Annotated in this window: 22 protein-coding genes; 15 read left to right on the forward strand and 7 right to left on the reverse strand. The window is 61.5% G+C overall.

Annotation, left to right across the window (positions count from 1 at the left end; all coding sequences use genetic code 11):
• Positions 1–3: 3 nt before the first annotated feature.
• The 3 genes from V1T76_RS11890 to V1T76_RS11900 all read right to left on the reverse strand — a co-directional run bounded on the left by V1T76_RS11890 (position 4) and on the right by V1T76_RS11900 (position 4,353).
• Complete coding sequence (locus tag V1T76_RS11890; RefSeq protein WP_330560880.1) at positions 4–1,002, reverse strand: Gfo/Idh/MocA family protein; 999 nt, start codon at positions 1,000–1,002, stop codon at positions 4–6.
• Positions 1,003–1,491: 489 nt separating this feature from the next.
• Complete coding sequence (locus tag V1T76_RS11895; RefSeq protein ID WP_330560881.1) at positions 1,492–3,609, reverse strand: sensor histidine kinase; 2,118 nt, start codon at positions 3,607–3,609, stop codon at positions 1,492–1,494.
• The gene (locus tag V1T76_RS11900; RefSeq protein WP_330560882.1) at positions 3,610–4,353 is read right to left on the reverse strand and encodes a response regulator transcription factor; all 744 of its coding nucleotides are present in this window, start codon (positions 4,351–4,353) and stop codon (positions 3,610–3,612) included.
• Between the two features lie 212 nt (positions 4,354–4,565).
• Between V1T76_RS11900 and V1T76_RS11905 the strand changes: the two genes are divergently transcribed.
• The 5 genes from V1T76_RS11905 (at position 4,566) to V1T76_RS11925 (ending at position 11,199) form a co-directional block, all read left to right on the forward strand.
• Positions 4,566–5,606, forward strand: a complete 1,041-nt coding sequence (locus V1T76_RS11905) for an ABC transporter substrate-binding protein (RefSeq protein WP_330560883.1) — start codon at positions 4,566–4,568, stop codon at positions 5,604–5,606.
• 197 nt (positions 5,607–5,803) lie between these two features.
• Positions 5,804–6,832: an ABC transporter substrate-binding protein gene (locus tag V1T76_RS11910; protein WP_330560884.1), complete on the forward strand. Its 1,029-nt coding sequence runs from the start codon at positions 5,804–5,806 to the stop codon at positions 6,830–6,832.
• A gap of 236 nt (positions 6,833–7,068) precedes the next feature.
• Positions 7,069–9,300 (forward strand): ABC transporter permease, encoded by a 2,232-nt coding sequence (locus V1T76_RS11915; protein WP_330560885.1) that lies wholly within the window; start codon positions 7,069–7,071, stop codon positions 9,298–9,300.
• Positions 9,297–10,358, forward strand: a complete 1,062-nt coding sequence (locus V1T76_RS11920; RefSeq protein ID WP_330560886.1) for an ABC transporter ATP-binding protein — start codon at positions 9,297–9,299, stop codon at positions 10,356–10,358. Before V1T76_RS11915 ends, V1T76_RS11920 begins: the two co-directional genes overlap by 4 nt.
• A gap of 22 nt (positions 10,359–10,380) precedes the next feature.
• Positions 10,381–11,199, forward strand: coding sequence for an inositol monophosphatase family protein (locus V1T76_RS11925; RefSeq protein WP_330561436.1), 819 nt, complete (start codon positions 10,381–10,383; stop codon positions 11,197–11,199).
• Positions 11,200–11,223: 24 nt separating this feature from the next.
• Here the strand turns inward: V1T76_RS11925 and V1T76_RS11930 are convergent, their stop codons facing one another.
• Positions 11,224–12,150, reverse strand: coding sequence for a GlxA family transcriptional regulator (locus V1T76_RS11930; protein WP_330560887.1), 927 nt, complete (start codon positions 12,148–12,150; stop codon positions 11,224–11,226).
• A gap of 96 nt (positions 12,151–12,246) precedes the next feature.
• Between V1T76_RS11930 and V1T76_RS11935 the strand changes: the two genes are divergently transcribed.
• Complete coding sequence (locus V1T76_RS11935; RefSeq protein ID WP_330560888.1) at positions 12,247–13,086, forward strand: MBL fold metallo-hydrolase; 840 nt, start codon at positions 12,247–12,249, stop codon at positions 13,084–13,086.
• Positions 13,087–13,205: 119 nt separating this feature from the next.
• Here the strand turns inward: V1T76_RS11935 and V1T76_RS11940 are convergent, their stop codons facing one another.
• Together V1T76_RS11940 and ppk2 are read right to left on the reverse strand one after the other, a co-directional pair.
• Positions 13,206–14,213, reverse strand: a complete 1,008-nt coding sequence (locus V1T76_RS11940; protein ID WP_330560889.1) for a Gfo/Idh/MocA family protein — start codon at positions 14,211–14,213, stop codon at positions 13,206–13,208.
• 359 nt (positions 14,214–14,572) lie between these two features.
• A complete protein-coding gene (ppk2, locus tag V1T76_RS11945) occupies positions 14,573–15,481 on the reverse strand; it encodes a polyphosphate kinase 2 (protein WP_330560890.1) in 909 nt (302 codons plus the stop codon).
• 222 nt (positions 15,482–15,703) lie between these two features.
• Here ppk2 and V1T76_RS11950 point away from each other — a divergent pair, with 222 nt between their 5' ends.
• The 9 genes from V1T76_RS11950 (at position 15,704) to V1T76_RS11990 (ending at position 24,673) form a co-directional block, all read left to right on the forward strand.
• Positions 15,704–16,321: a TetR/AcrR family transcriptional regulator gene (locus V1T76_RS11950; RefSeq protein WP_330560891.1), complete on the forward strand. Its 618-nt coding sequence runs from the start codon at positions 15,704–15,706 to the stop codon at positions 16,319–16,321.
• Between the two features lie 98 nt (positions 16,322–16,419).
• Complete coding sequence (locus V1T76_RS11955; RefSeq protein WP_330560892.1) at positions 16,420–18,027, forward strand: carboxyl transferase domain-containing protein; 1,608 nt, start codon at positions 16,420–16,422, stop codon at positions 18,025–18,027.
• A 4-nt stretch (positions 18,028–18,031) separates the two neighbouring features.
• Positions 18,032–18,457 carry an ASCH domain-containing protein gene (locus V1T76_RS11960; RefSeq protein ID WP_330560893.1) on the forward strand — a complete coding sequence of 142 codons (426 nt, stop codon included), beginning with the start codon at positions 18,032–18,034 and terminating at the stop codon, positions 18,455–18,457.
• Positions 18,454–18,975 (forward strand): O-acetyl-ADP-ribose deacetylase, encoded by a 522-nt coding sequence (locus V1T76_RS11965; protein WP_330560894.1) that lies wholly within the window; start codon positions 18,454–18,456, stop codon positions 18,973–18,975. The genes V1T76_RS11960 and V1T76_RS11965 overlap by 4 nt, the downstream gene beginning before the upstream one ends.
• Positions 18,965–19,294 (forward strand): hypothetical protein, encoded by a 330-nt coding sequence (locus V1T76_RS11970; protein ID WP_330560895.1) that lies wholly within the window; start codon positions 18,965–18,967, stop codon positions 19,292–19,294. The genes V1T76_RS11965 and V1T76_RS11970 overlap by 11 nt, the downstream gene beginning before the upstream one ends.
• A gap of 3 nt (positions 19,295–19,297) precedes the next feature.
• Positions 19,298–21,292 carry an acetyl/propionyl/methylcrotonyl-CoA carboxylase subunit alpha gene (locus V1T76_RS11975; RefSeq protein ID WP_330560896.1) on the forward strand — a complete coding sequence of 665 codons (1,995 nt, stop codon included), beginning with the start codon at positions 19,298–19,300 and terminating at the stop codon, positions 21,290–21,292.
• Positions 21,279–22,910 (forward strand): acyl-CoA synthetase, encoded by a 1,632-nt coding sequence (locus tag V1T76_RS11980; RefSeq protein ID WP_330560897.1) that lies wholly within the window; start codon positions 21,279–21,281, stop codon positions 22,908–22,910. Before V1T76_RS11975 ends, V1T76_RS11980 begins: the two co-directional genes overlap by 14 nt.
• Before the next feature lie 117 nt (positions 22,911–23,027).
• Positions 23,028–23,888, forward strand: coding sequence for a hydroxymethylglutaryl-CoA lyase (locus V1T76_RS11985; RefSeq protein ID WP_330560898.1), 861 nt, complete (start codon positions 23,028–23,030; stop codon positions 23,886–23,888).
• The gene (locus tag V1T76_RS11990; RefSeq protein WP_330560899.1) at positions 23,885–24,673 is read left to right on the forward strand and encodes a crotonase/enoyl-CoA hydratase family protein; all 789 of its coding nucleotides are present in this window, start codon (positions 23,885–23,887) and stop codon (positions 24,671–24,673) included. The genes V1T76_RS11985 and V1T76_RS11990 overlap by 4 nt, the downstream gene beginning before the upstream one ends.
• A 230-nt stretch (positions 24,674–24,903) precedes the next feature.
• On the opposite strand, the gene V1T76_RS11995 is transcribed toward V1T76_RS11990, so the two are convergent.
• Complete coding sequence (locus V1T76_RS11995; RefSeq protein WP_330560900.1) at positions 24,904–25,641, reverse strand: hypothetical protein; 738 nt, start codon at positions 25,639–25,641, stop codon at positions 24,904–24,906.
• Between the last annotated feature and the right edge of the window lie 29 nt (positions 25,642–25,670).

Genomic DNA, 25,670 nt, shown 5'->3' on the forward strand with positions numbered 1-25,670 from the left:
TGCTCAAAAGCCTCCATAGTTGACGGCAACGGCCTTGCCGGACTGAGCAGCTTCGCGCACGGCGAGCGCAACGGCGAGCGACTTGACCCCATCGACGCCATCGGCGGAGGGACGGCCCTTGCCGTTGATCGCACCGGCAAAGAGGCCGAGCGCGCGGTGGTAGAGGTTATGCTTGTCGTAGGAGATTTCGTGTTCGCCATCCGCATCGACCAGCCGAATCTCGCCGACAGGTTCCTGGGTCATGACATTGCGGGCAAAAATCGAGCCGTCGGTGCCGTGAAACTCGATACCTGTTCCGGCGTATTTGTGCGTGAAACTTTCGTGCGACTGTACCATGGTGCCTGACGGCATCGACCAGACCGACATCACGCTGTCCTCGACCCCGTCTCCCAGGCCTGATGCCGCGGCCTTGGCAACGACCTCCTGCGGGTCTTCGCCCAGGTGGAAGCGGATCGTGTCTGCGTCGTGCACGGTGATGTCTGGAATGACGCCACCGCCAGCAGCCGCGTCGTTGATACGCCAGCCACGCAGCGCATCCGGCAGATTGACCGCATGGAAGACACGCGCACTCAGCACCTTGCCGATGCGGCCGGACGCGATCAGTTCCCGGATGGCCAAATGGGACCCGGCATTGCGCAGATGGTGGTTGGTGGCAAAGACCACACCCTTGCCGGCGGCGGTGCGCACCATGTCACCGGCCTCGTCCAGGGTCATGGCCAGCGGCTTTTCGCACAGCACATGCTTGCCGGCAGCTATCGCGGCCAGAGCCTGTGCATGATGTTTGTCGTTGGTGGTGGAAATATAGACCGCGTCGACACTGTCATCGGCCAGGAGCGCATCCAGATCCGTGAAGCTCTCGGCAATGCCGTGTTCACGGGCATATGCCTCACCACGCACCGCATCCGAACTCAGGACGGACTGGATGTCGGCATCCTGCGAACGGATGGCATCGATCATGTAACTCGACGCAATACGGCTCGCACCGATTAGGGCCCAACGCATCCAATTCCTCCCGAAAATTTTGATTTTTTGGAACGTTCCAATTTCTTGATCGGAACAATTACTGGAACGTTCCAAATGAGTCAAGAGTGGAATTTTACGGGGAGGTAAAATTGGAGAGAAAGACGAGATCGATGATCAGTTTAGACAAAAAGCAGCAACACGTTCGCATTGCTCAAAGTCTCTGAATACCTCCCGCCTTATCAACGGTTGAAACAGCCAGCCAACCGCTCGCTCAACACAGCATAAGAATTCCCCCACCTTACAAACCCTTAATGTCACCCCGCGCGAGCATCGTGAGACCCGTGGCCCATTCATTTCCAGAGCGGTTGCGAATTGCAGCAACCAGCCAAAAAAATAACATCCGCTTCAGCAAGCGGATCAGCGAGTAGGCCCCGGATCTGCGCTTCGCTTGTCCGGGGTAACCCGAGTGGTGAGATCTTTCAGAATACGTTGAGCCTGAAAACGTTCCGCGGGTGGATAGTCAGCGCCTCAGGAAACCGCTTCTATGCGCGGGGTGACTTCCCCGGCTTCTTCCTCGTCCTGGGGAAACCGTAGTTCGACTGTCGTGCCCTTGCCCGGCTCGGAAAAGATATTTGCCGTGCCGCCGCTTTGGCGAACGAAACCATAGACCACGGCAAGCCCGAGCCCGGCGCCGCCCTCGCTTGTCTTGGTGGTGAAATAGGGTTCGAAAGCCTTGTCGACCTCTTCCCGGCTCATGCCGGTGCCTGTGTCGGTGACGGATACCACGACCGCATCGCCAGTCGAAAAGATTGAAACCCGCACCTCACCGCCATCCGGCATTGCCGCTGCCGAATTCAGGCAGAGGTTCAGTACGGACTGCTCGAACAGTTCCGGGTCGAGCACCAGCGGTGGCAAGCTGTCGTCCAGCTCCAGTTTAAGGTTGCATTTTTCGCCGATGGCGATTTCCAGAATGTCGGCCATGCCGCGCAACAATGAAGACATGCCGATGCGGCTGAGATTGGCCGGTTGCTGGCGCCCGATGGTCAACATGCTGCTGGCAAGCGAGCGCCCCCGGTCGGCCGCCTTGCGGATGCGCGCGATGTTGCGGGCCTGACGGTCGTTGAAACCGCCCTCCCGCTCCAGCAGCCCGAGGCTACCGGTAATGATGCCAATGGTGTTGCCAACCTCATGGCTGAGCTGGTGCGTCAGCCGCATGATGCCGTCGAGCCTCTGGGCCTTGGCCGCCTCTGCCTCCTGCCGGTCCAGAAGCGTTACATCCCGGGCGAGCAGAACGACACCGTCGTCGCTTTGCCGCGACAGAGAGATTTCCGTAACGGTCCCGTTTTCAGAACGATGGCGCACGGAAAAAGGCGAACTCAGGGGCCTCCCGTCCGGGGCGCCCGGAAGCAGCTCTGTCCGGACTTCTGGAACAGGCTCCAGAAACTGGACAAGCGGCAGCTTGCGCGCCGCACCCTTGTGGCCCAGCAGCTCGATGACCCTCCGGTTCATGGTCACCGGCTGGCCGGTGGCATCGAAAATGGCAATACCCTCGTTCATGCTGCGAAAGGTGGACCGGATCGTCCTGGCTGCCGCCTCCGCTGTGCGCCTCAGACGGGTGACCCGGTCGACGCTTTCCTTGAAGGCGAGAAAGGCCTGCTGCAGATCCAGGAGTTCCGTTTCATTGCCCTGATAGACCGGCGGTCCGACATCCTTCTGCCCCTTGGCAAGAGCGTTCATGCCGCTGGCCAGGGAGACGATGCCTTTCGACACCCGGATAACCGAGCGGATCGATATCACCGCCATGGTCAGCACCAGCAGCGAAGCCACGGCAACGATCACCAGAAGCTGCTGCAAGGTGGCCGAGGTCGACTGGAAATCCCTGTTGAGCGTTTCCGTCACGATGCCCGACTGGGTTTCGGTGGCAAGGGAGAGTTCGCGCGCAACCGTGTGCAGTCTGGCAATCGCAGCGCGCACGGCAAACATCTCCAGCAGATAGCTTGTCTGCGCCTCGAAAACCCGTTCATAGGGCCTCAGATCCGAAGGCGGAAGCGGCGCCAAAGCCGTGCCAGCCACATAGCGCCGCTTGAGTTCGCCAAGCTGAAACAGGCTGCCTGCACTCGAGACCGAGTGCACGATGGCGTTGAGCCTCTGGCGCAGCTCCTTCTGGCTGGCCGTATCGGCAACCGCGATCATGCCCAGCGCCGAGGAAACCTGTTCCTTGTAGTGCTGTGCGGTTTCGGCCTTGGCAGACAGCACCAGCGTCTGCGCCCTGATCTGACCGAGCAGCTCGAAGATCCGCGTGTTGGCCGCCCGGTAGGTTTCCTTGCCGGGCGGGTAGTCCGGAAGCGCATTCAACAACTGGTCGACCTGCTCGACCAGAAGCCGGCTCTTGCCAGAGACGGTGTAGGGCGAGGTCGCATTCATCAGGAAGGGGGCGCTGGAGACGAGGTCGGAGACCTGCCGGGAAACGAGAGCGGCATCGGCCAGGCTGGTGAAGGCCTGCAGCCCATAGGCGGCGGTTTCATCGCGCGCCTTCAGAAGACCGTAGATCGCGATGGCCGACAGGGTGAAGGCAACGGCACAGATCAGGGCGATAGCCGCAGGCAGCCTGAAGGCGATGGAGGAGAGAACCGGCCGGCTGATCATCTAAGGCGCATGGGCCGGATCCCGATGCAGGATGTAGCCCTTCCCCCGGCGGGTCTTGATGTGTTGCGGCAGGTCCGGATTGCGCTCGATCTTGCGGCGAAGGCGCAGGACCAGAACATCGACGTTGCGGTCGATCAGCCGGTCTGTCTCCGCCCCCAGCTGTTCCAGGATCTTCGTCCGGCTTACAGGTTCGTTCGGTGTCGCGGCCAGGATCTCCAGCAGAGAAAACTCCGATGACGTCAGCGTCCGTGTGGGGTGAGACGAGCAAATAGCCTTGCGATTGACAAGATCGATCACCCAGTCGCCTAGAAGCAGCGCAGTCGGTTCGTGCTGAACGCTGACGGGTTCCTTGTCGGCGCTCCGCAGGGACGGGTGCAACCGCCGGAGCACCGCCTTGATCCGCGCTGTCAGTTCAATCGGCTCGAACGGCTTGACCACATAATCGTCGGCGGCCGTTTCAAGGCCCAGCACACGCTCTGCCGCGCTGCCGGCCGCCGTCACCATGACGATACCGATATCCGTCTGCGACCGCAGTTTCTGCGCGAACACCCGGCCGGACATGCCAGGCAGGTTATGATCTACCAGAACCAGGTGGAAAGCATGCTCCGGCAGGATCCTGGCAGCCTCTTCCGCCGAGCGCGCGGCAACCGGCAACCAGCCCTCGGCTTCCAGAAGATCCGATATCAGTTCCGCCATATCCGGATCGTCCTCCACGATCAGGATCTTGATGCCTTCGTTCAGCAAACCCGTGTCCTCCCGGAAGGCATCATATGCATAGAGCCGTGTTATGCAAAGCCTTGGTTTTTCAAGTGCTTGTCACAATTGTAAAGCTTGTAATATTTGTAACTCTTTTCTTTTGCCAGCGAAACAACGGTAACCATTCTCCTGTTGCGAACACTGCCCCGTCTGCCATGGTAATAGCTGTTCGGGGCCTGGGTTCCGGACTGGGAGGAAACATGAAATTCATCACGTCACTCGGAGCGAGTGCGGCCGTATGGCTGTCGCTGTCGCTCAACGCCGCCTTGGCGCAGGACCTGAATGTCCTGTGCGCGGTGCAGGTCGAGTGGTGCCAGATGATGGAAGCCGTCTTCGAGGAAAAGACCGGCCTGGATGTTTCCATGGAACGCAGAAGCACCGGCGAGATCCTCGACAGGATCCGGGCCGAACGCGACGCCCCGAAGATCGATGTCTGGTGGGGCGGCACCGGCGACACGCATCTGCAGGCCGCAGGCGAAGACCTGCTTGAGCCCTACCGGCCGGAAAACTTCGACGACACACTGCCCTGGGCGCAAAATTTCTTTCTGATGTCAGGCGGCAAGGCCGCCGGCATTTACGCGGGCGCGCTCGGGTTTGGCTATAATTCCGAATTCCTGGCTGAGCACGGCGTTGAAGCGCCCTCCTGCTGGAAAGACCTGACGGCCCCGCAGTACAAGGGCCTTGTTCAGATGCCCAACCCGAATTCCTCGGGAACCGCCTATACGATGCTGGCAACGCTCGTCCAGCTTCTGGGCGAAGACGAGGCTTTCGAGTATCTGACCGCTCTCGCACAAAACATCGACCGTTTCACGGTCTCCGGTGCAGCACCGGTTCAGGCGGCCGCACGCGGTGAGACGGGCATCGGCATCTCCTTCATCCACGACGCGGTGACGCAGAAACTCGAGGGTGCCCCCATGGTCATCGTCGCCCCTTGCGAGGGCACCGGCTACGAGATCGGCGCCGTCAGCATCGTCAAGGGTGCCCGACATCCGGAAGCCGCACGCCTGTTCGTCGATTTTTCGCTAAGCCCGGAAGGGCAGGAAACCTGTGCCGCCTCCGGACAGAACCAGATACCCGCGAATGCCAAGGTATCTCTGCCGCCGGCAGCCCCGGACATCTCACTCATTCGCATGGTCGATTACGACTTCGCCACATTCGGCTCGCCTGACCAGAGACGAAGACTGCTCGACCGTTTCGACAAGGAGGTGCTGCAGACGGCAACCCCTGTAGCCACCCAGTAAAGAACGCGATCTTCCCTTTCCGAGCGAAGGGAAAATCCGGAGTTCGTCATTTGATATTCGACCGGCAACGGACCGTGGAGGCGGCTCCGAACGGGCAAGTCATGCCTCAAGCCGGTCAGCACATCAGCCCCCGGGCTGAAACAAACGCCTGCCCCTCCGGGCAGCTAACAGGCTGAAAGCCAAAAGTGGAGGAAACCATGTCTTTGAAAACACTCTCCGTCGCACTGCTTGCAACGGCAGCAACCTATACGGTTGCCCCGGCCCTGGCAGCGGGCGATCTCAATGTCATCTGCTCGGCAGATGTCGTGATCTGTGAGCAGCTTCAGGGCGACTTCGAAGCCAAGCACGACATCAAGGTCAACATGGTGCGTCTGTCATCGGGCGAAAGCTATGCAAAGATCCGCGCCGAATCCCGCAATCCGAAAACCGATATCTGGTGGGGCGGCACCGGCGACCCGCATCTTCAGGCAGCCTCTGAAAACCTTACCCAGGAATACAAGTCGGACAAGCTTGCCGAGCTTCATGAGTGGGCGCAGAAACAGGCGGAAAGCTCCGGCTTCAAGACCGTTGGCGTTTATGCCGGCGCCCTCGGCTGGGGCTACAACACCGAGATCTTCAAGGACAAGGGCCTTGCCGAACCGACCTGCTGGGCAGACCTGCTGAAGCCGGAACTCAAGGGCGAAATTCAGGTTGCCAATCCGAATTCTTCCGGCACTGCCTACACAGCACTTGCCTCCCTGGTTCAGATCATGGGCGAAGACGAGGCTTTCGACTACCTGAAGGAGCTCAACAGCAACGTTTCCCAGTACACCAAGTCCGGTTCCGCACCGGTGAAAGCCGCAGCACGTGGCGAAACCGGCCTCGGCATCGTCTTCATGCATGATGCCATTGCCCAGGCCGCGTCCGGCTTCCCGGTCAAGGCCATCGCACCTTGCGAAGGCACCGGTTACGAAATCGGCTCCATGTCCATCGTCAAGGGCGCCCGCAACCTGGACAACGCCAAGGTCTGGTACGACTGGGCCCTCTCTCCGGAAGTCCAGTCTCGCATGAAAGACGCGAAGTCCTTCCAGCTTCCGTCCAACAAGGCTGCCGAAGTTCCGCCGGAAGCACCGAAGTTCGAGGACATCAAGCTGATCGACTATGACTTCGCCACCTACGGCAACCCGGACACCCGCAAGAGCCTCCTGGAGCGTTGGGACCGTGAGATTGGCGCTATCGCCAACTGACCCCAACACCCGAAGAAGCCCGCACTGGCCCTGAAAGCCTGTGCGGGCTTCACCCGGTGGACCGACGGCGCAGCAGAGCGGGGCGTTCCGCACCATGACGTCTGCCGCCACCGGCATCTGACAGATCATGTGCGGCGCCACGGCGCGTCCGCAGTCTCGGCCAGCTTTGCCGGCGCATCGACAAGGATGTGTCGAGGCTCGTCCGTAATTTGAAAACCAAAAATACAGGGGTGGCCATGCTGAGTGGCAACAAACGGCTGAACGCTCTACTCGGGCTGGGGATCGGCGCCTTTCTGATCGTGCCCTGGTACAGGGTGGACCGGGGTTTCTTTTCCTTTGAATGGCCATCGGACTTTCTGGTCTCCTCCGATCTCGCGCCCGGCCTTCTGCAGATCTTTGCCGAAGGTCGTGTCTGGCTTGCGCTCGCGCTGGCGCTGTTTCTGATCGGCGGCAGTGCCCGCTTCATGACAGACGCCAACAAGCGCGGCCGGTTGCTTGTCGTCACCGGCACCATCGGCGTTATCTTCATGGCGCTTCAGGGGCTTGCCATCAGCTTCACCGGCTGGGCCTGGACCTTTCCCGAAACCGCCTTCGGCGCTCTGTCCCTCGGCCAGCCTGCTATGGGAGCGGGCGCCATCCTCACCTCACTGATCTTCGTCCTCTTCATCGCCTTCGGGCTAGCAGAACGCGGCTTCATGAAGGGCGACGCCTTTGTCGTCGGGTCTATCTCCATCCTGATCTTCCTGGTGACGGTTTTCATCTTCTATCCCATTGGCTCGATGTTCGCCGGCTCGGTGCAAGATTTTGACGGCTCCTTCAAGCCGGACGGGTTCATCCGAAACATGCAGGACCCGGCCATCTGGAGCCTTGACTGTGTCGTCGGCGGTAACCGCTGCGGTGTCGCCTGGCGCACGCTGTTTCTGGCCGTCATGTCCGGGCTCGGTTCCACCATTCTCGGCCTTGCCTTTGCGCTGGTCGCCACACGCACCCGTTTCCCATTCAAGAAGGGCCTGCGGCTCCTCACGGTCCTGCCGATCATCACCCCGCCCTTCGTGATTGGCCTGGCACTCACGCTGCTCTTCGGCCGCTCCGGCGTCGTCACCCAGGGTCTCGACACACTGTTCGGCATTGAGCCGAGCCGCTGGCTTTACGGATTGACCGGCATCTGGATCGCGCAGGTTCTGTCCTTCACACCCATCTCCTTCCTGGTGTTGATTGGCGTTGTCGAGGGCGTCAGCCCATCGATGGAAGAAGCCTCGCAGACATTGCGGGCCGACCGCTGGCGCACCTTCTGGCGGGTTTCGCTGCCCCTGATGAAACCGGGCCTTGCCAACGCCTTCCTGATCGGGTTCATCGAAAGCATGGCCGACTTCGGCAATCCGCTGGTGCTTGGCGGCAGCCACGGCGTGCTCTCGACCGAAATCTTCTTTGCCGTCGTCGGCTCACAGGTCGACCCCTCCCGTGCCGCCGTGCTCGCGATCATCCTGCTCAGCTTCACACTGACCGCCTTCCTTGCACAGCGCCTGTGGCTGTCGGGCAAGAACTTCGCCACCGTCACCGGCAAGGGCGACAGCGGCGCCCACGCTGGGCTGCCGAAGAGCCTCTCTCTCACCGTCTACGGCATCGTGCTGCCCTGGATGGGATTCACCATCGTCGTCTACGGCATGATCCTGTTCGGCGGCTTCGTGAAGACCTGGGGCCTCGACAACTCCCTGACGCTGGAACACTACGCCAGGGCCTTCTCTGTCACCTTCCAGGACGGGGCTCTTGTGTGGACCGGCGTTGCCTGGAACTCCTTCTGGACGACCATGGAAATCGCCCTCATCTCCGCACCGCTGACAGCGGCGGTCGGCCTGCTGACGGCCTATATCATCGTGCGGCAGAAATTCGCCGGCAAGAATGCCTTCGAATTCGCCCTCATGATGAGCTTCGCCATTCCCGGCACCGTTATCGGCATCAGCTACATCATGGCCTTCAACCTGCCGCCCATCGAGATGACCGGCTCGGCCCTGATCCTGGTTGCCTGTTTCGTCTTCCGGAACATGCCCGTTGGCGTGCGCGGCGGCATCGCGGCCATGAGCCAGCTCGACAAGAGCCTGGACGAAGCGTCGCTGACGCTGCGGGCAAACAGCGCCCGTACGCTGCGCAAGGTGATCCTGCCGCTGCTGCGGCCGGCTATCACCGCCGCGCTCGTCTACTCCTTCGTCCGGGCCATCACCTCCATCAGTGCGGTCATCTTCCTTGTCAGCGCGGAATACAACATGGCTACCTCCTACATCGTCGGCCTCGTCGAAAACGGCGAATACGGCATCGCGATTGCCTATTCCTCCATGCTGATCTTCGTGATGATCACGGTTATTGCGGGCTTCCAGCTCCTGGTTGGCGAACGCCGCCTGCGCCGGGAAAACCGCGTCTCCGGCATGGCCCAATCCAGTAAAATCCGTATCGCGCAGGAGAAAACTGCATGACTGACCTCAAACCGGGCTCCGTCGTTTTTGAAAACGTCCGCAAGGACTTCGGCACCTTCACCGCCATTCCGGACCTGTCGATCACCATCGAGCCCGGCACGCTGGTGACCCTGCTCGGCCCATCCGGCTGCGGCAAGACCACCACCTTGCGCATGCTGGCGGGCCTGGAACACCCGAGCGCAGGCAGGATCCTGATCGGCGGACGGGACGTCACCATGGTTCCCGCGCATGAACGCGATGTCTCCATGGTGTTCCAGTCCTACGCCTTGTTCCCGCACATGAATGCGCTCGACAATGTGGCCTACGGCCTGGAATCCTCCGGATACAAGAAGCGGGAGGCCCGCGAACGGGCCGAGGAAGGTCTTACCCAGGTCGGCCTTTCCGGCATGGGCCACCGCCTGCCCGCGGAACTGTCCGGCGGCCAGCAGCAGCGTGTCGCGGTTGCCCGTGCGCTGGTGCTGAACCCGCAGGTACTGCTGCTGGATGAACCCTTGTCCAACCTCGATGCCCGCCTGCGCCGGCGCGTGCGGACGGAAATCCGCGAGCTTCAGCAACGCCTCGGCTTCACCGCCGTCTATGTCACCCACGATCAGGACGAAGCCCTTGCGGTGTCCGATCGGATCGTGGTCATGAAAGACGGCAAGATTGCCCAGGAAGGCGCCCCGCGCGAACTCTACGAAGAGCCTGTCTCCGAATTCATTGCCGATTTCATGGGCGAAGCGAATGTCGTTTCCTGCGAGATCGTCGGCCGGGACGGTGACGACGCCCTGATCGATGTCGGCGGCCTGCAGCATCGCCTACGCGCACGGCAAGCCACCAGCGGCAAGGCCAAACTGGCCGTGCGGCCCGGCTCCGTGATGCTCAACCCGCAAGGAACGGCAGGTCTCGGCGGTGAAATCCTGACGGCTGCCTATCTCGGCGATCACGTCGAATACGAGATCGAGACCCCGGTCGGAAATTTCTTCGTCATCGATCACTCGGTCGAACGATCCTTCGCGCCCCGCACCGCCGTCTCGCTCGGCTTCCGCAACCGGGGCCTTGCCCTGATCGAAGCCTGACGTGACAGTGGTTACTGAAGACATGAGCCCGTCGACCGACGCGCTGACGGCAAGGTTCACCGCAGCGCGGGACATTGCAGAAGAAGCCGGCTCCCTGGCGCTGGATTATTTCCGCCGGCGCAAGGATCTGACCATCGAGATCAAGGGGGGCCTGCAGGACGTTGTCTCGATTGCCGACAAAAACGTGGAAACGCTCATTAGAGACAGGCTGCGCACCTCCTTTCCGGAAGACGGGATTCTGGGGGAGGAACACGGCGTCGAGCAAGGCAGCAGCGGGTTTACCTGGGTGGTCGATCCCATAGACGGCACCTCGGCCTTCGTCCACGGCCTGCCGAGCTGGTGCGTCTCCATCGCGCTGCTGCACGGCACGGATCTGGTCATGGGTGTCATCCGTGTGCCCTGCGGCGATGAGAGCTTCGCGGCCGTCAGGGGCGGTGGCGCGACACTGAACGGCGAACCTCTGCGGCTCGATTCGTCCAAAACACTGCAAAACAGCCTGACCGGCATCGGTGCCAACAACGCCGTGCCGCCGGAAATGATCGGCGCGCTCATCTCGGGTCTGATGGCGCGCGGCGGCAATTACATCCGCACTGGTTCGGGAGCTCAGATGCTGGCTCTGGTGGCCGCCGGCAGGTTGGCAGGGTTCTATGAGCCTTCCATGCATGCCTGGGATTGCCTTGCCGGCTACTGCCTGGTTGCCGAAGCCGGTGGCAGCTACCGTCCCTTCCCTGTTGAAGGCGATGCTATTCTGGAAGGCGGCCCGGTCCTTGCAGCCGGTCCCGGCGCCTTCGAGGAACTTTCGGCACTGGCAAGCGAAAGCGAGCAATTGCTGACCTCTTGAGCGCGGGGTTGCCCGATTGCGCGCTCATCGGTCGGCAAGCTTGAGATCCTCCCGTCGGTACTGGTCCCGGAACGCCCCCGGTGTTAGGCCGGAAAGGCGTGAGAACAGGCGACCAAAGGACGGCGGATCATTGTAGCCGACGGCAAAACAGATATCCGCAACCGGCCGATCCGTTTCAATCAGGAGATCCCTGGCACGTTCAATGCGAAGCTCCTGGAGATAGTGTTTCGGCGCAAGGCCCGTTGCCGACTTGAAGCGCCTTTGAAAGGTCCGTCCCGGCAGCCCGCTTTCGCGCGCCATATCGGCAACGCTCACATCCTCGCCGGACCGGGTCTCCAGAAAATGCTGCACCTTCAGGATGGACGCATCGCCATGCCGAAGATCGGGCAGGAAGCGTCTGAACCGGCGCTGGTCGCGGCGGCGGAAGTCGACAATGAAATGCCGCGCCGTGGCAATAGCCACCGGGTATCCCAGAAAGCGCTCGATCAGCGCCAGCGCAAGATCGACCCAGGCCATCAAGCCACCGGCCGTGATCAGGTCGGAATATTCGATCAGCAACCTGTCCGTATCGAGCCTCAGGTCCGGATAGGCTGCCAAAAGACGCTGTTCGAGCCCCCAATGGGTCGTCACCTTGCGCCCTGCCCCCAACCCCGCGGCCGCAACGAATGTCAGCCCGGTGCAGGCCGAGCACACGACGGACCCTTTGCCGTGCAGATGCTGCAAGAAGCCGGGCAGCGCCGGAACGTCTTCCAGACGAACCCCTCCGGCCGAAGGCGGCAGGATCACCGCATCGTAGCCTTCCACCACCACGGAGAAATCTTCCAGAACATCCAGCCTCACCTCAGCACCGCTAATACCCGCGGCATGACCAAGCACGTCCTTCAGCCCGTAGACGGCGGATTTCAGGGATCCCGAATAAGCAAGGATAGCGATGACGAGCGACTGCCCCATTTGGCCGATTTAGCACATTCTTTGTCATTTGCGCCAATCGTTCCGGAAGACATCGGAAGCTAGGTTTCCGTTCGGCAAACAGACATGGAGACCCCGATGCCCGGCACTCTCGAAAAATCCGGCACCCGCCTTGCGCTTGGCGACCTGACCCTGACGGCCCTGTCGGACGGTTATCTTGACATTCCCGCCGCCTATTTTTCCAACGTGACGCCGACAGAACAGCAGGCTGTCAGCCCGAGCACACGTTTTGGAGCCAACACCTGGCTGATCGAGACGGGCACGCGCAAGATCCTGGTTGATGCCGGATCGGGTGATTGTCTGAAGGAGCGTTTTCCGGCAAGCGGAGCGCTCACCTGGCAGGCTCCGGAAAAGGCCACAGAGCGCGCAGCGGTGACCGACATTGTCATCACTCACATGCATGCCGACCATATCGGCGGCCTGTCCGTAAACGGCAACAGCCTCTTTCCGAATGCGGTCATCCATCTTCAGGCGACAGAGTGGGACTTCTGGACCGACGAAGCCCTGCTGACCACTGCGCCGGAAGACAAACGACCGATGGTTGGCCTCATTCAGGCACTCGCGAAACCGATCGGCAATCAGCTGCGCCTTCATCGCGGCGATACCGATCTCGGCAACGGCATTACCCTGATTTCAGCGCCGGGTCACACACCGGGTCATCAGGCCGTGCATCTGTCCGCTGACTCCAGGGAAATGATCCTGCTGGCCGATGTCGTTGTGTCCGATGCACTGCAATTTGCCAACCCGGAGGTTCGCTATGCGCTCGACAGCGACCCCGTCCTGGCTGTTGAAACACGAAAGACTTTGTTCGACCGGCTGTCAGCAGACAGGATTCCCTTTGCGGCAACCCACCTGTCGACGGAGCGTTTCGGATATCTGGATACACGCGGCAACGGGTTCGCTTTTGTGGAGGTTTGAACGCTGGGGACCTTTGCCGACGTTGTCCAACGCCCCTGCTGCTACGTCGGCCTGCTCAAAAACAAGTCCCGGCTCAAGGCCGGGACTGCACTGTTTGGAAAGCGAAACTTGCGAAGGGCTCAGTCGATGCTGACCCAGCCGTCTTTTTCTGCCGATGCGAAGATCGCGTCGAGGATCTTCATGTTCTGAACCGCGTCTTCCGCGCGATAGGGTAGCGGCACTTCGCCGGTAATCGCCCGGCCGAACACATCCACCAGTTCGCCATATTGATCGCAGGGCGCGATGATATCCGACTGCATCGAGGCATCGCCGAGCAGGGAACCGTCATCAAGCCGGATCTGCACTGCTTCGCCCTGCGGCGCGTTGAACGGGATGACGATTTCCAGACGCTTCTTCGTGCCGACCAGTTGAATGCGCTGGTAAGGCGTGAGCTGGGTCGAGACGGTGAAGTTGAGATGCCGGTTGTTGCCGAAGTCGAGCAAGGCACTGGTCATCCGGTCCGTGCCGAACTCCGGATCCCGATCGATCAGCGACACCACCCGCAGCGGTTCCGCATCGAAGAAGTAGCGCCCGGCCAGCATGGTGTAGCAGCCGATGTCGAGCAGCGCGCCGCCGCCGATGTCGGCCTTGTTGCGGATGTTGCCCGGATCATCGTTGTAATAGCTGAAGAAGGTGTGGATCGCTTTCAGTTCGCCCAGGTCGCCGGAGCGCACGATCTCGCGCGATTTGATCCATTGCGGATGGGCCCGCACCATGAAGTTTTCGGCCACCAGCTTGTCTTTTGGCAGTTTCAGAAGCTGCGCCGCTTCCTCGGCATTGAGAGACACCGGCTTCTCGCACAGCACATGTTTGCCGGCATTCACCGCCTGGATCGTCACCGGCACATGCATGTGGTTGGGCAGCGGATTGTAGATCGCATCGATTTCCGGGTCGCCAAGCAGATCCTCATAGGATCCGTAGGCTTTTTCGATACCCAGCTCCTTGGCAGCTTCCTGCGCCCGGCCAAGATCGCGCGAGGCGATTGCATAAGCGATACCCGTCTTCGAGCGCTGGATGCCGGGGATGACCTTTTCAAGGCCGATTTTCGCGGTCGAAACGATCCCCCACTTGATAGACTTTTCCGTCATGCCGGCATCCTTCCCATATTTTTGAGGTACGCACCCCAGATGACATAAAACGATTTAACTCCGCAAGGGCGGAAAGGCAGGATAGAGGCCTGTTCGCGTTGTCAGCGCAGCATTCAGGAAGCAGACCAGGTACCCAATTCTGCGTCACCCCGGACAAGCGTAGCGCAGATCCGGGGCCTACTCGCAGAACCACCTGCTGAAACATGCGTAAGTCCGGTCGACACCTGCTCCAGCCTCAACGCTCTGAAAGCGAGTGGGCCCCGGGGTCTCGCGCTGCTCGCCCGGGGTGACACCTGTGGTATCTGGAGAGATCTATACGAAGCCAGCAATCGCGCTCATGAAGGGCGCAGCTTCCCGCCTCAAAACTTCTCCGGCACGTAGAGATGTTCCGGCAGTACCTTGCGCTCGTAGTCGGAGTTATAGACGCGTTCCGGCAACTCGATCGGGTCGTGCGGCACCTCTTCGTAAGGGATCATCGACAGAAGGTGGCTGATGCAGTTGAGGCGGGCCTGTTTCTTGTCGTTGCCTTCCACGATGAACCACGGGGCTTCGGGAATATTGGTCCGCTCGAAGGTCTCTTCCTTGGCCTTGGTATAGTCTTCCCAGCGTACCCGGGATTCCAGATCCATCGGCGACAGTTTCCATTGCTTCAGCGGGTCGTGGATGCGCATCAGGAAGCGGAGCTGCTGCTCCTCGTCGGTGATCGAGAACCAGTATTTGATCAGCCGCACGCCGGACCGCACGATCATGCGCTCGAATTCCGAAACGTCGTTGAAGAACTGCTCGACCTGGTTTTCATCGGCAAACCCCATCACCCGCTCGACGCCGGACCGGTTGTACCAGGAGCGGTCGAACAGCACGATTTCACCGGCGGCCGGCAGATGCGGCACATAGCGCTGGAAATACCACTGGGTCTTTTCGCGGTCGGTTGGTGCCGGCAGCGCAACCACGCGCGCGACACGCGGATTGAGCCGCTGGGTGATCCGCTTGATCACCCCGCCCTTGCCGGCCGCGTCACGGCCTTCGAAGATGATCACGATCTTCTCACCGGTGTGCTGCACCCAATCCTGTAGCTTCACGAGCTCGGCCTGCAGGCGCAGAAGCTCGTGAAAATAGGTGTTCCTGTCGATGGAAGACTTGTGCTTCTTTTCCGAGATGAAGGCGAGATCCCTGGCGATGAGAAAATCGTCGATCTCCATCTCCAGCTCTTCGTCCAGGCTGTCGGCCCATTCCGCTTCAACCCAGGTTTTTGCGCTTTCGTCGGTCATCAATCGGTTCCTTTGAAATACATCCCGGAGGCACGGCCAAGGTCGGCGGTGCGGTCAACCGGAAGCAGAATGCCCAAGGACTGTGAACAGGTTATCCATGAAAGTTTTTTGACAGTCCCACCTGTTCCCCTGGCATTCTTTCTAGCAGCAACGCTTTCGTACTCAAATTGCCCTTGAAAATGAACAAACGTTCATTTACTTTTCAAGACAGGGAGGATTGAAATGGCAAGCGCTGCTGCAAAACCGCAAAGCCGCTCCAGAACGGGCGCCAAGGGCCAGGAAACTGCCGCGCGTGTGCGCAAGGCCGCCCTGAAACGCTTTGCTGCCAACGGCTATGCCGCTGTCTCGATGCGCGAAATCGCCGCCGATGTCGGTGTTCAGCCAGGCGCGCTCTACAATCACTTCCCGACCAAGCAGGATATCCTGAAAGACCTGATGCTTGCCCACATGAGCGAGCTTCTGGCCGCGTGGGACGCAGCGGATTTTCCGGCGGAGATGGATCCGCTGGAGCGCTTTGTGCGGTTTCACATCCGCTATCACCTGGAACGGACAGACGAAGTTTTCATTTCCTACATGGAGCTTCGCAATCTCGAACCGGACAATTTCGACGCCGTCGAGACAGAGCGCCGCCGCTACGAAGGCATCCTGACTGACATTCTCGAAAAAGGCTCTCGACAGGGCCGCTACAGCCTGCGCGAGCCGAGGGTCACGACCCGGGCGATCATCGCCATGCTGACCGCCATTCCAAGCTGGTACCGCGAAGGCGGGCGCCTTTCCAGACAGGATATCGAAGAAATTTACCTCGACCTGGCGCGCAAGGCCGTCGCGCCGGAAGAATGAGACTTGCCAGCCCTCACGCGTGAAACCGGACGCATGGGGAGCCAACACGAGAACGCGATCAACCGCCCAGAGGGTTGTTCCAAGGGAGACCGGGTGACATGAGCATCCTGAAATCGAGCCTATCGCCGAGAAGCGAACAGTTTGCAGCCAACCGCGCCGCGCACGAAGCGGCCATGGACACCGTCAAGGCCGCTGCCCGGACAGCCCTGGACGGCGGTGGCGAAACCGCGCGCCAGCGCCACGTGTCCCGTGGCAAGATCCTGCCGCGCGAGCGCGTCTCCCGCCTGCTCGATCCCGGCTCGCCCTTCCTGGAAGTCGGCATGCTCGCCGCCCACGACATGTATGACGGCGCCGCACCTGCTGCCGGCATGATCGCCGGCATCGGCCGGGTTGAAGGCCGCGAGGTCATGATCCTTGCCAATGACGCCACCGTCAAAGGTGGCACCTATTATCCGATGTCGGTGAAAAAGCACCTGCGCGCCCAGGAAATTGCCTCGGAAAACAATCTGCCCAGCATCTATCTGGTCGACAGCGGCGGCGCCAACCTGCCCAATCAGGACGAGGTGTTCCCGGACCGCGACCATTTCGGCCGCATCTTCTTCAACCAGGCCAACATGTCGGCCAGGGGCATCGCCCAGATCGCGGTCGTCATGGGTTCGTGTACTGCAGGCGGCGCCTATGTGCCGGCCATGTCGGACGAAACCATCATCGTCAAGAACCAGGGCACCATCTTCCTGGCCGGCCCACCTCTGGTGAAGGCCGCCACCGGCGAGGAAGTCACGGCGGAGGATCTCGGCGGCGGTGATGTCCACACGCGCCTGTCCGGTGTTGCCGATCATCTGGCCCGCGACGACGCGCACGCACTGGCGCTTGCCCGCCGCGCCATCGCCAGCCTCAACCGCACCAAGACACCGTCCGTCGCCCTGCAGACCCCGGAAGACCCGCTCTACGATCCGGAAGAAATCCTCGGTGTCGTTCCGGCCGATCTGAAGACGCCCTACGACATCCGCGAAGTCATCGCCCGCACCGTCGACGGTTCGCGCTTCGACGAGTTCAAAGCCCGCTACGGCACCACTCTGGTCTGCGGTTTCGCCCATATCCATGGCATGCCTGTTGGCATCATTGCCAACAACGGCGTGCTGTTTTCCGAAAGCGCGGTGAAGGGGGCTCATTTCGTCGAGCTCTGCTCCCAGCGCAAGGTGCCGCTGGTGTTCCTGCAGAACATCACCGGCTTCATGGTCGGCCGCAAATACGAAAGCGGCGGCATTGCCAAGGACGGCGCAAAGCTGGTCACCGCCGTTGCCACCACCTCCGTCCCGAAGATCACCATGCTGGTCGGCGGGTCCTTCGGTGCCGGCAACTACGGTATGTGCGGCCGGGCTTATTCGCCGCGCTTCCTGTGGACCTGGCCCAACTCCCGCATTTCGGTCATGGGCGGCGAACAGGCGGCCGGCGTTTTGGCCACCGTCCGCCGCGACGGTATCGAGCGCAAGGGCGGCAACTGGTCGGCGGATGAGGAAAAGGCCTTCAAGCAGCCGATCATCGACCAGTTCGAACAGCAGGGGCACCCGCTTTACGCGACCGCCCGGCTCTGGGACGATGGCATTGTCGACCCCCGCAAGACCCGCGATATTCTGGGCCTCTCCCTGTCGGCAGCACTGAACGCCCCGATCGAAGACACGCGCTTCGGTCTCTTCAGGATGTGATCCGATGTCCATCGACGCGCTGAAAGCAAAATACCCAGGTGCCGAAACCTTCAAGTTCGGCGACAATGCAGACCTGTGTGCCGAGCTTATTGCCCTTGTGCGCGCTGGCAAGAAAACCGCCACATGCGGCGCCTTGCAGAGCTATGAGGACGGCGGCGAGGTGCTGCCCGTCCATGGTCGCCGTGACATTGCCCTCAACTGGGACGACACGCCCGCGCTGGTGATCGAGACGCTGGAAGTCTCCGTCGTGCGCTTCTGCGATGTCGGAGAAGACTTCGCGCTGGCGGAAGGCGAGAACGAAGATCTCGCCGGCTGGCGCCGGGATCATCAGACCTTTTTTGAACGCAACGGCGGCTTTGATCCGGAAATGGACCTGGTCTGCGAGCGCTTCAGGGTTGTTGAAGATCTGCAGCCGGAGCTGAAACCGTGAGCAGGATCGAAACCCACGTCGGCGACATCACCCGGCTTGCCGTGGACGCCATCGTCAATGCGGCCAATTCATCGCTTCTTGGCGGCGGCGGTGTCGACGGGGCCATCCACCGCGCGGCAGGCCCGGAACTCCTGGCCGAATGCAGGACGCTCAACGGCTGCGAGACAGGCGACGCCAAGATCACCAGCGGGTACCGCTTGCCCGCCCGCCACGTTATTCACACGGTCGGCCCCGTCTGGAAAGGCGGCAGCGCAGGCGAAGCGGACCTTCTTGCATCCTGCTACGAAACCAGCCTTCGCCTCGCCGCGGACAACGGCTGCAACAGCGTTGCATTTCCAGCCATTTCCACCGGCATTTACGGCTATCCAGCCGCCAAGGCGGCAACTGTCGCGGTGACAACGGTCACGCGGCTTCTGGATGACCTGCCGGATATCGAAAGCGTCACGCTGGTCGCCTTCGACGAGGCCAGCCACACCCACTTACTGGAAGCGCTCGGGAGGAAGACTGATGCAAGGTGAAGTCCGCTCGATGGTGGAATGCGGTCCGGATATCGAAGCCGCGTTTCGTGACCAGCACCCCGATGTTCACCTGACGCAGCCGCTGACAGCCATCCTGGTCGCGCTTGACGAAGGCAGCATCGACAAGGGCGATACGCTGTCCGTTGGCGGTCTGAAGGTGGACGTTCTGGCGACCGGCCGCAGCTCTCTTCTGGCCGACGGCAGCCGAAACTCCATCACCGTGTTCAGCGCGCTGCCGATACAGCATATGCCGGATCTTGCTCCGGACCGAAATGCCGACACCCCCGGCGCACTAGTCACTCCCTGGGAGGAGAGCTAAGAAATGTTCAAGAAGATCCTCATTGCCAATCGCGGCGAGATTGCCTGCCGGGTCATGGCGACGGCCCGGAAGCTCGGCATCAAGACCGTTGCGGTCTATTCCGATGCCGACGCAAGAGCCAAGCATGTGGCCATGGCCGACGAAGCCTTCCGCATCGGCCCGGCACCGGTGTCGGAAAGCTATCTGAAGGCCGACAAGATCATCGAGGCCTGCAAGCTCAGCGGCGCCGAGGCGGTTCATCCGGGCTATGGCTTCCTGTCTGAAAACCCGGACTTCGTCGACGCTCTCGACAAGGCCGGCATTGCCTTCATCGGACCGAGCGCCTCGTCCATCCGGGCCATGGGCCTGAAGGATGCCGCCAAGGCGCTGATGGAAAAAGCCGGTGTGCCGGTGGTGCCCGGATATCATGGGGAGAACCAGGACGCGGACTTCCTGAAAGAGCAGGCTGACCGGATCGGATATCCGGTGCTCATCAAGGCGCGTGCCGGCGGCGGCGGCAAGGGCATGCGCCGCGTCGATGACCCGAAGGATTTTGCCGACGCCCTGAAGGGCGCGCAGCGCGAAGGCGAAGCCAGCTTTGGCGACAGCCGCGTGCTGATCGAAAAATACCTGACCAAGCCGCGCCATATCGAGATCCAGGTGTTCGGCGACAGCCACGGCAATGCCGTGCATCTGTTCGAGCGCGATTGCTCGCTTCAGCGCCGCCACCAGAAGGTGATCGAGGAAGCCCCCGCCCCCGGCATGCCGGAAGAAATGCGCCAGGCGATGGGGGACGCTGCCGTGACAGCCGCCAAGGCCATCGACTATTCCGGTGCCGGCACAATCGAATTCATCGCCGATGTTTCCGAAGGCCTGCGCTCCGACCGGTTCTATTTCATGGAAATGAACACCCGCCTTCAGGTGGAGCACCCGGTGACCGAACTGATCACAGGCGAGGATCTGGTGGAATGGCAGCTTCGTGTAGCTTCCGGTGAAACCTTGCCGAAACGCCAGGAAGACCTTGCCTTCAGCGGCTGGGCCTTTGAAGCCCGGCTCTATGCTGAAGACGCGCCGAAGGGCTTCCTGCCCGCCATCGGCACGCTGGAGCATCTGGCCTTGCCGGAAGACAGTGCCCGCGTCGACAGCGGCGTGCGCCCCGGCGATGAGATCACCCCTTATTATGACCCGATGATTGCCAAGGTGATCGTCCATGGGCCGACCCGCCAGGCAGCCCTTGGCAAGCTGCTGGCAAGCCTTGAGGCGACGGAAGTTGCCGGCTGCGTCACAAACGCAGGCTTTCTGGCGGCCCTGTGCCGCCATGAAGGCTTTGCCGCGGGCGATGTCGACACCGGCCTTATCGACCGGGATCTCTCCCAGCTCATCGAAGAGCCCTCCATTCCGGTGGATGCCATTGCCCTTGCCGCGCTCAAGGCACTCGGCCTGACCAAACCGGCAAGCGGCAACGACCCCTTCGACACGCTGGCCGGATGGCGCATCTGGAGCGCATCGCGCCAGTACGCGCTCCTGGAAATTGCCGGCGAGCGCCGGGACGTCGAGGTCCACGCCCTCGGCCATCAGCGCTTTGCCGTGCAACTGGAAGAAGGCTCGCGCGAATACGCGCTGGTGAAGGTCGACGGTGGCGCAATCACCTATGACTGTGACGGCCACCGGGCCAGGGCCGTGGTGGTGGAGGACCGCAAGGGTCTGACAGTCTTCCTGGGCGGTCACGCCTTCCCGGTTGCCCTGCCGGACACCCTTAGCGCCGACGAGGAAGCCGGCGGTGCGGACGACCAGCTCGTTGCGCCGATGCCGGGCCTTGTGAAGGTTCTGAACGCCAGGTCGGGTGAAGCCGTGACCAAGGGTCAGCCGCTGGTAATCCTGGAAGCCATGAAGATGGAACACACGCTGAAAGCCCCGCGCGACGGCGTCATCGGCGAGGTTCTGGTGGCCGAAGGCGAGCAGGTCACAGACGGCACCGTTCTTCTGGCGCTTGCGGAGGAAGCCGATGCTGCCGCATGACGCCTCGAGCTATGACGACCTTTCCGGCAGGTTCAAATGGGAGATCCCGGACCGGTTCAACATCGGCGTTGCCATATGCGACGACTGGGCGGCACGCGAGCCGAACCGGGAGGCGCTGGTCTATACGGACGAGGACGGCAACGCCACCAGCTACACCTATGATGACCTTCGGCGGCTTTCCAATCAGCTTGCCAACCTCCTGACCGCCCGCGGCGTCCAACCCGGAGACCGGATCGGCGTCCTGATGCCCCAAAGGCCCGAAACCGCCTTTGCCCATATCGCGGCCCTGAAACTCGGCGCGATCACCATTCCGCTTTTTACCCTCTTCGGGGAAGAAGCACTGGAATACCGGCTGAAGGATTCCGGTGCCAAAGCGGTGATCACGGATAGAAGTGGCGCGACCAAGCTTGCAACCATCCGTGACCGGCTGCCCGAGCTGACGACTGTTCTCTGCGCGGATGAGGATGTACCGGGAGCGGAGAGCCTCCACCATCACATGGCCGGACACGAAGGCTCATTCCATCCCTTCGACACGCGCCCGGACGACCCTGCCATCATCATCTACACCTCCGGCACGACCGGACAGCCCAAGGGTGCCCTGCACGGCCACCGGGTGCTGCTCGGCCATCTGCCGGGCGTCGAGATGAGCCACGACTTGCTGGGACAGCCGGACGACCGGATCTGGACCCCGGCGGACTGGGCCTGGATCGGCGGCCTGCTCGACGTGCTCATGCCCGCGCTCTACCTCGGCGTCCCGGTGGTAGCCTGCCGGTTCCGGAAATTCACCGCGGAAGCAGCCTTTCAGCTTCTGCAGGACCAAAAGATCCGCAACACCTTCCTGCCGCCAACAGCGTTGAAGATGATGCGGCAGGTGGAGGCGCCCGAAAAACGCTGGCACTTCAGCCTGCGGTCCGTTGCCTCCGGCGGCGAAACGCTCGGCGCGGAGCTGATCGACTGGGGCCGGCGCACATTCGGTCTGACGATCAATGAGTTCTACGGCCAGACCGAGTGCAACATGATCGTTTCCAGTTGCGCCAGACTGATGGAAGCGCGCCCCGGCATCATGGGCCGCCCTGTACCTGGCCACCACGTCAGCGTCGTCAGCGACAAGGGCGAGGAACTGCCTGCGGGCACACTCGGCAACATTGCCGTCAAACGTCCTGATCCTGTGATGTTCCTGAACTACTGGAACAATATGGACGCGACGGAAAAGAAGTTCGCAGGCGACTGGCTTTTGACGGGCGACACCGGCATCAAGGACGACACAGGCTGGATCCGTTTTGTTGGCCGGGATGACGACGTCATCACATCATCCGGTTACCGCATCGGTCCGGGCGAGATCGAGGATTGCCTGATCAGGCACCCGGCGGTCGCCATGGCCGGCGTCGTCGGCAAACCCGACAGCCAGCGCACGGAGATCGTCAAGGCGTATATCGTTCTGAAAAAGGGTTTTGAGCCGACCGACAAACTTGCCGGGGAAATCGCCGACTTCGTCAAGACGCGGCTTGCAGCCCATGAATATCCGCGCGAAGTCGCTTTTGTAGATGCCCTGCCCCTGACCACCACCGGCAAGGTGATCCGCCGCGAATTGCGCACCCGAGCCGAGCAGGAAGAGTGATCGTGTCAAACACCGTTTAACGAATGCCTCCGCGATTTGCTTGGTGCCGTCCCCCGACGAAGCGCAGCAAAGAACCGGCGTCACCATTAGGCCTCACGAGAAGCTAGAGAAGAAAACATGTCTGAATTCGTCACCCTGTTTGAAATGGGCCCGCGCGACGGTCTGCAGAACGAGAAGATCTTTGTGCCGACGGCGCAGAAGATCGACCTCGTGGACCGTCTCTCCGCCTGCGGCTTCCGCAAGATCGAGGTGACGAGTTTCGTCAGTCCGAAGTGGGTGCCGCAGATGGCCGACGCCCAGGAGGTGATGGAAGGCATCTACCGGCATCCTTCTGTGACCTATGCTGTGCTGACGCCCAACGTCAAAGGCTATACCGCTGCCAAGAAAGTGTCGGCGGATGAAGTCGCCATTTTCGGCTCCGCCTCGGAAGGCTTTTCCAGGAAGAACATCAATTGTTCGGTGGCCGAGAGCATCGAACGGTTCAAGCCGCTTCTGGAAAAGGCACATGAAGACGGCATCCCGGTGCGTGGTTACGTTTCCTGCGTCACCGACTGCCCCTATGATGGCCCGACACCACCGGAAAAAGTGGCTGAAGTTGCCGGCACGTTGTTCGATCTCGGCTGCTACGAGATCTCCCTTGGCGACACCATCGGCGCCGGAACGCCGGAAACCATCGAGAAGATGCTGGATGCCGTGCTGACCGCTATCCCGGCAGAAAAGGCCGCCGGCCATTTTCACGACACCAAGGGCCGGGCGATCGAGAACATCGAAGTCAGCCTCGAAAAGGGCCTGCGCACCTTCGACAGCGCGGTCGGCGGCCTGGGCGGCTGCCCCTATGCACCGGGCGCCAAGGGCAATGTCGCAACCGAAGCCGTGCTCGACCTGATGACCCGTAAGGGCTTCGAGACCGGCATCGACCGGGCCAAGCTTGCTGAAGTCGCCGATTTTGCCCGCACCCTCAGGAGCGTTGACGCATGAGCTTCGAGACAATCTCCCTTGGCGTTGACGACCGGGGCGTCGCAACGCTGACATTGAACCGCCCGGACAAGCACAATTCGCTTTCCGCCACGATGATCGCCGAACTGACGGAAGTTGCCGCACAATTGGCAGCGGACGACACCGTCCGTGTCGTTGTCCTGACCGGGGCCGGGGACAGCTTCTGCGCGGGCGGCGATCTTGGATGGATGCGCGAGCAGTTCGAGGCCGACCGCGAGACCCGCATGACTGAGGCCCGCAAGCTTGCCATGATGCTGCAAAGCCTCAATGAACTGCCGAAGCCGCTGATCGGCCGGGTGCAGGGCCAGGCCTTTGGCGGCGGCATCGGCATGATGAGCGTCTGCGACACCGTGGTTGCCGTCGACAGCGCCAAGTTCGGCCTGACGGAAGTGCGCCTCGGCCTCATCCCGGCAACCATCAGCCCCTATGTGCTGGCCCGCATGGGCGAAGGCAAGGCGCGCCGGGTGTTCATGTCGGCCCGCCTGTTCGGCGCGGACGAAGCACGGGATCTCAATCTCGTCGCCACGGTCGTCAGCGACGCAGACCTTGATGCGGCCATCGAAAAGGAAATCAAACCCTATCTCTCCGCCGCCCCCGCCGCCGTTGCCGCCTCCAAGGCGCTGGCCCGCAGCCTCGGCCCGGAAATCACCGAAGAAATCATCGACGACACCATCCGCCGCCTCGCCGAGACCTGGGAAACCCCGGAAGCCCGGGAAGGCATCTCCGCATTCTTCGAAAAGCGGAAGGCGAACTGGGTCAGTTCGTAGTTCGCAGCGGCTGAGGTCAGCACCGGGTCTTCAGACCATCACGCCTCCTTCCGTCGGCACCCCACAACGCCCTCATGCTGAGGAGGACCGTCAGGTCCGTCTCGAAGCATGGGCCAGGAGTACCGGCGTGCGCGGCCCATCCTTCGAGACGCGCGCAAGCGCGCTCCTCAGGATGAGGGTGAATTTGTGGTGAGCAGACGGCAAATAAGAAGTGAGGCGCAAACCCGGCCTCAATGCCCGGCGCTGCGCCTGGCGTGTTCGATCAGGGCCGCGATACGGGCGACTTCCTTCTGCTCCGACTGCGGCGGTTCCTGCGGCGGACCGCCGTACATGCGCTCACGCCGTTGGCGGATCTTCTTGCGCTGATACTCGCTGATCCCGTCGGGCAGCTCCATCCCGGCTCTGTCGATGTTGATCAGCACTCTCTGAAGGTCCGGCACCAGTTCGGACGAAATGGTGAAGGTTGCCCCGTCCGGACGCTTGAAGACCAGTGTCGTGGTGGTTTCAGCCCCATTGAGCAGGACAGCGGACCTCGGACCAAGCGAGCCGATCGTGGACTGGAACCAGGCCGCCCAACCGGAGGCCTGCCACAGACGGATGTCGATCTTTTTCAGATCCTCATACATCACCCGAACACGTCGTCCGAACTGGGTGAACTCGAACCCGTTGCTGAAGAAGCGGACCCACGACGTTTCCTGTCGCGCGGACACGGTGAACAGCAGTGGTGCAATCGAGGCAGGGGCAAGACAGAGAAGCGCGATCAGCGCCGCACCGCCACCCCAGTCGGCCATCCCGATGAAGGCGATGGAAAAGAAAACAGCGCCAATAGCAAACCCGATCGCATCCAGCACCAGAACGGGCGGATGACAAACCGGCTTGACCGAGCCGGACGGCACGTTTGGCCGCGGCAAGGCGGCATAGATTCCGGCGGCGGCGATGATGCAGAGCAGGCTGCTAAGCACCGACATGAAAAAATATCCGCCGACAATACCAAGCA

Origin of the sequence: Roseibium sp. FZY0029 (assembly GCF_036350355.1) — a bacterium.
In the GTDB taxonomy this organism is placed as follows: domain Bacteria; phylum Pseudomonadota; class Alphaproteobacteria; order Rhizobiales; family Stappiaceae; genus Roseibium.

Excerpts from the sequence above, each read along its gene's own strand:
- V1T76_RS11890 (WP_330560880.1), bottom strand. The coding sequence starts at position 1,002 with ATGCGTTGGGCCCTAATCGGTGCGAGCCGTATTGCGTCGAGTTACATG.
- V1T76_RS11895 (WP_330560881.1), bottom strand. The coding sequence starts at position 3,609 with ATGATCAGCCGGCCGGTTCTCTCCTCCATCGCCTTCAGGCTGCCTGCG.
- V1T76_RS11905 (WP_330560883.1), top strand. The coding sequence starts at position 4,566 with ATGAAATTCATCACGTCACTCGGAGCGAGTGCGGCCGTATGGCTGTCG.
- V1T76_RS11910 (WP_330560884.1), top strand. The coding sequence starts at position 5,804 with ATGTCTTTGAAAACACTCTCCGTCGCACTGCTTGCAACGGCAGCAACC.
- V1T76_RS11915 (WP_330560885.1), top strand. The coding sequence starts at position 7,069 with ATGCTGAGTGGCAACAAACGGCTGAACGCTCTACTCGGGCTGGGGATC.
- V1T76_RS11920 (WP_330560886.1), top strand. The coding sequence starts at position 9,297 with ATGACTGACCTCAAACCGGGCTCCGTCGTTTTTGAAAACGTCCGCAAG.
- V1T76_RS11925 (WP_330561436.1), top strand. The coding sequence starts at position 10,381 with ATGAGCCCGTCGACCGACGCGCTGACGGCAAGGTTCACCGCAGCGCGG.
- V1T76_RS11930 (WP_330560887.1), bottom strand. The coding sequence starts at position 12,150 with ATGGGGCAGTCGCTCGTCATCGCTATCCTTGCTTATTCGGGATCCCTG.
- V1T76_RS11935 (WP_330560888.1), top strand. The coding sequence starts at position 12,247 with ATGCCCGGCACTCTCGAAAAATCCGGCACCCGCCTTGCGCTTGGCGAC.
- V1T76_RS11940 (WP_330560889.1), bottom strand. The coding sequence starts at position 14,213 with ATGACGGAAAAGTCTATCAAGTGGGGGATCGTTTCGACCGCGAAAATC.
- ppk2 (WP_330560890.1), bottom strand. The coding sequence starts at position 15,481 with ATGACCGACGAAAGCGCAAAAACCTGGGTTGAAGCGGAATGGGCCGAC.
- V1T76_RS11950 (WP_330560891.1), top strand. The coding sequence starts at position 15,704 with ATGGCAAGCGCTGCTGCAAAACCGCAAAGCCGCTCCAGAACGGGCGCC.
- V1T76_RS11955 (WP_330560892.1), top strand. The coding sequence starts at position 16,420 with ATGAGCATCCTGAAATCGAGCCTATCGCCGAGAAGCGAACAGTTTGCA.
- V1T76_RS11960 (WP_330560893.1), top strand. The coding sequence starts at position 18,032 with ATGTCCATCGACGCGCTGAAAGCAAAATACCCAGGTGCCGAAACCTTC.
- V1T76_RS11970 (WP_330560895.1), top strand. The coding sequence starts at position 18,965 with ATGCAAGGTGAAGTCCGCTCGATGGTGGAATGCGGTCCGGATATCGAA.
- V1T76_RS11975 (WP_330560896.1), top strand. The coding sequence starts at position 19,298 with ATGTTCAAGAAGATCCTCATTGCCAATCGCGGCGAGATTGCCTGCCGG.
- V1T76_RS11980 (WP_330560897.1), top strand. The coding sequence starts at position 21,279 with ATGCTGCCGCATGACGCCTCGAGCTATGACGACCTTTCCGGCAGGTTC.
- V1T76_RS11985 (WP_330560898.1), top strand. The coding sequence starts at position 23,028 with ATGTCTGAATTCGTCACCCTGTTTGAAATGGGCCCGCGCGACGGTCTG.
- V1T76_RS11990 (WP_330560899.1), top strand. The coding sequence starts at position 23,885 with ATGAGCTTCGAGACAATCTCCCTTGGCGTTGACGACCGGGGCGTCGCA.
- V1T76_RS11995 (WP_330560900.1), bottom strand. The coding sequence starts at position 25,641 with ATGTCGGTGCTTAGCAGCCTGCTCTGCATCATCGCCGCCGCCGGAATC.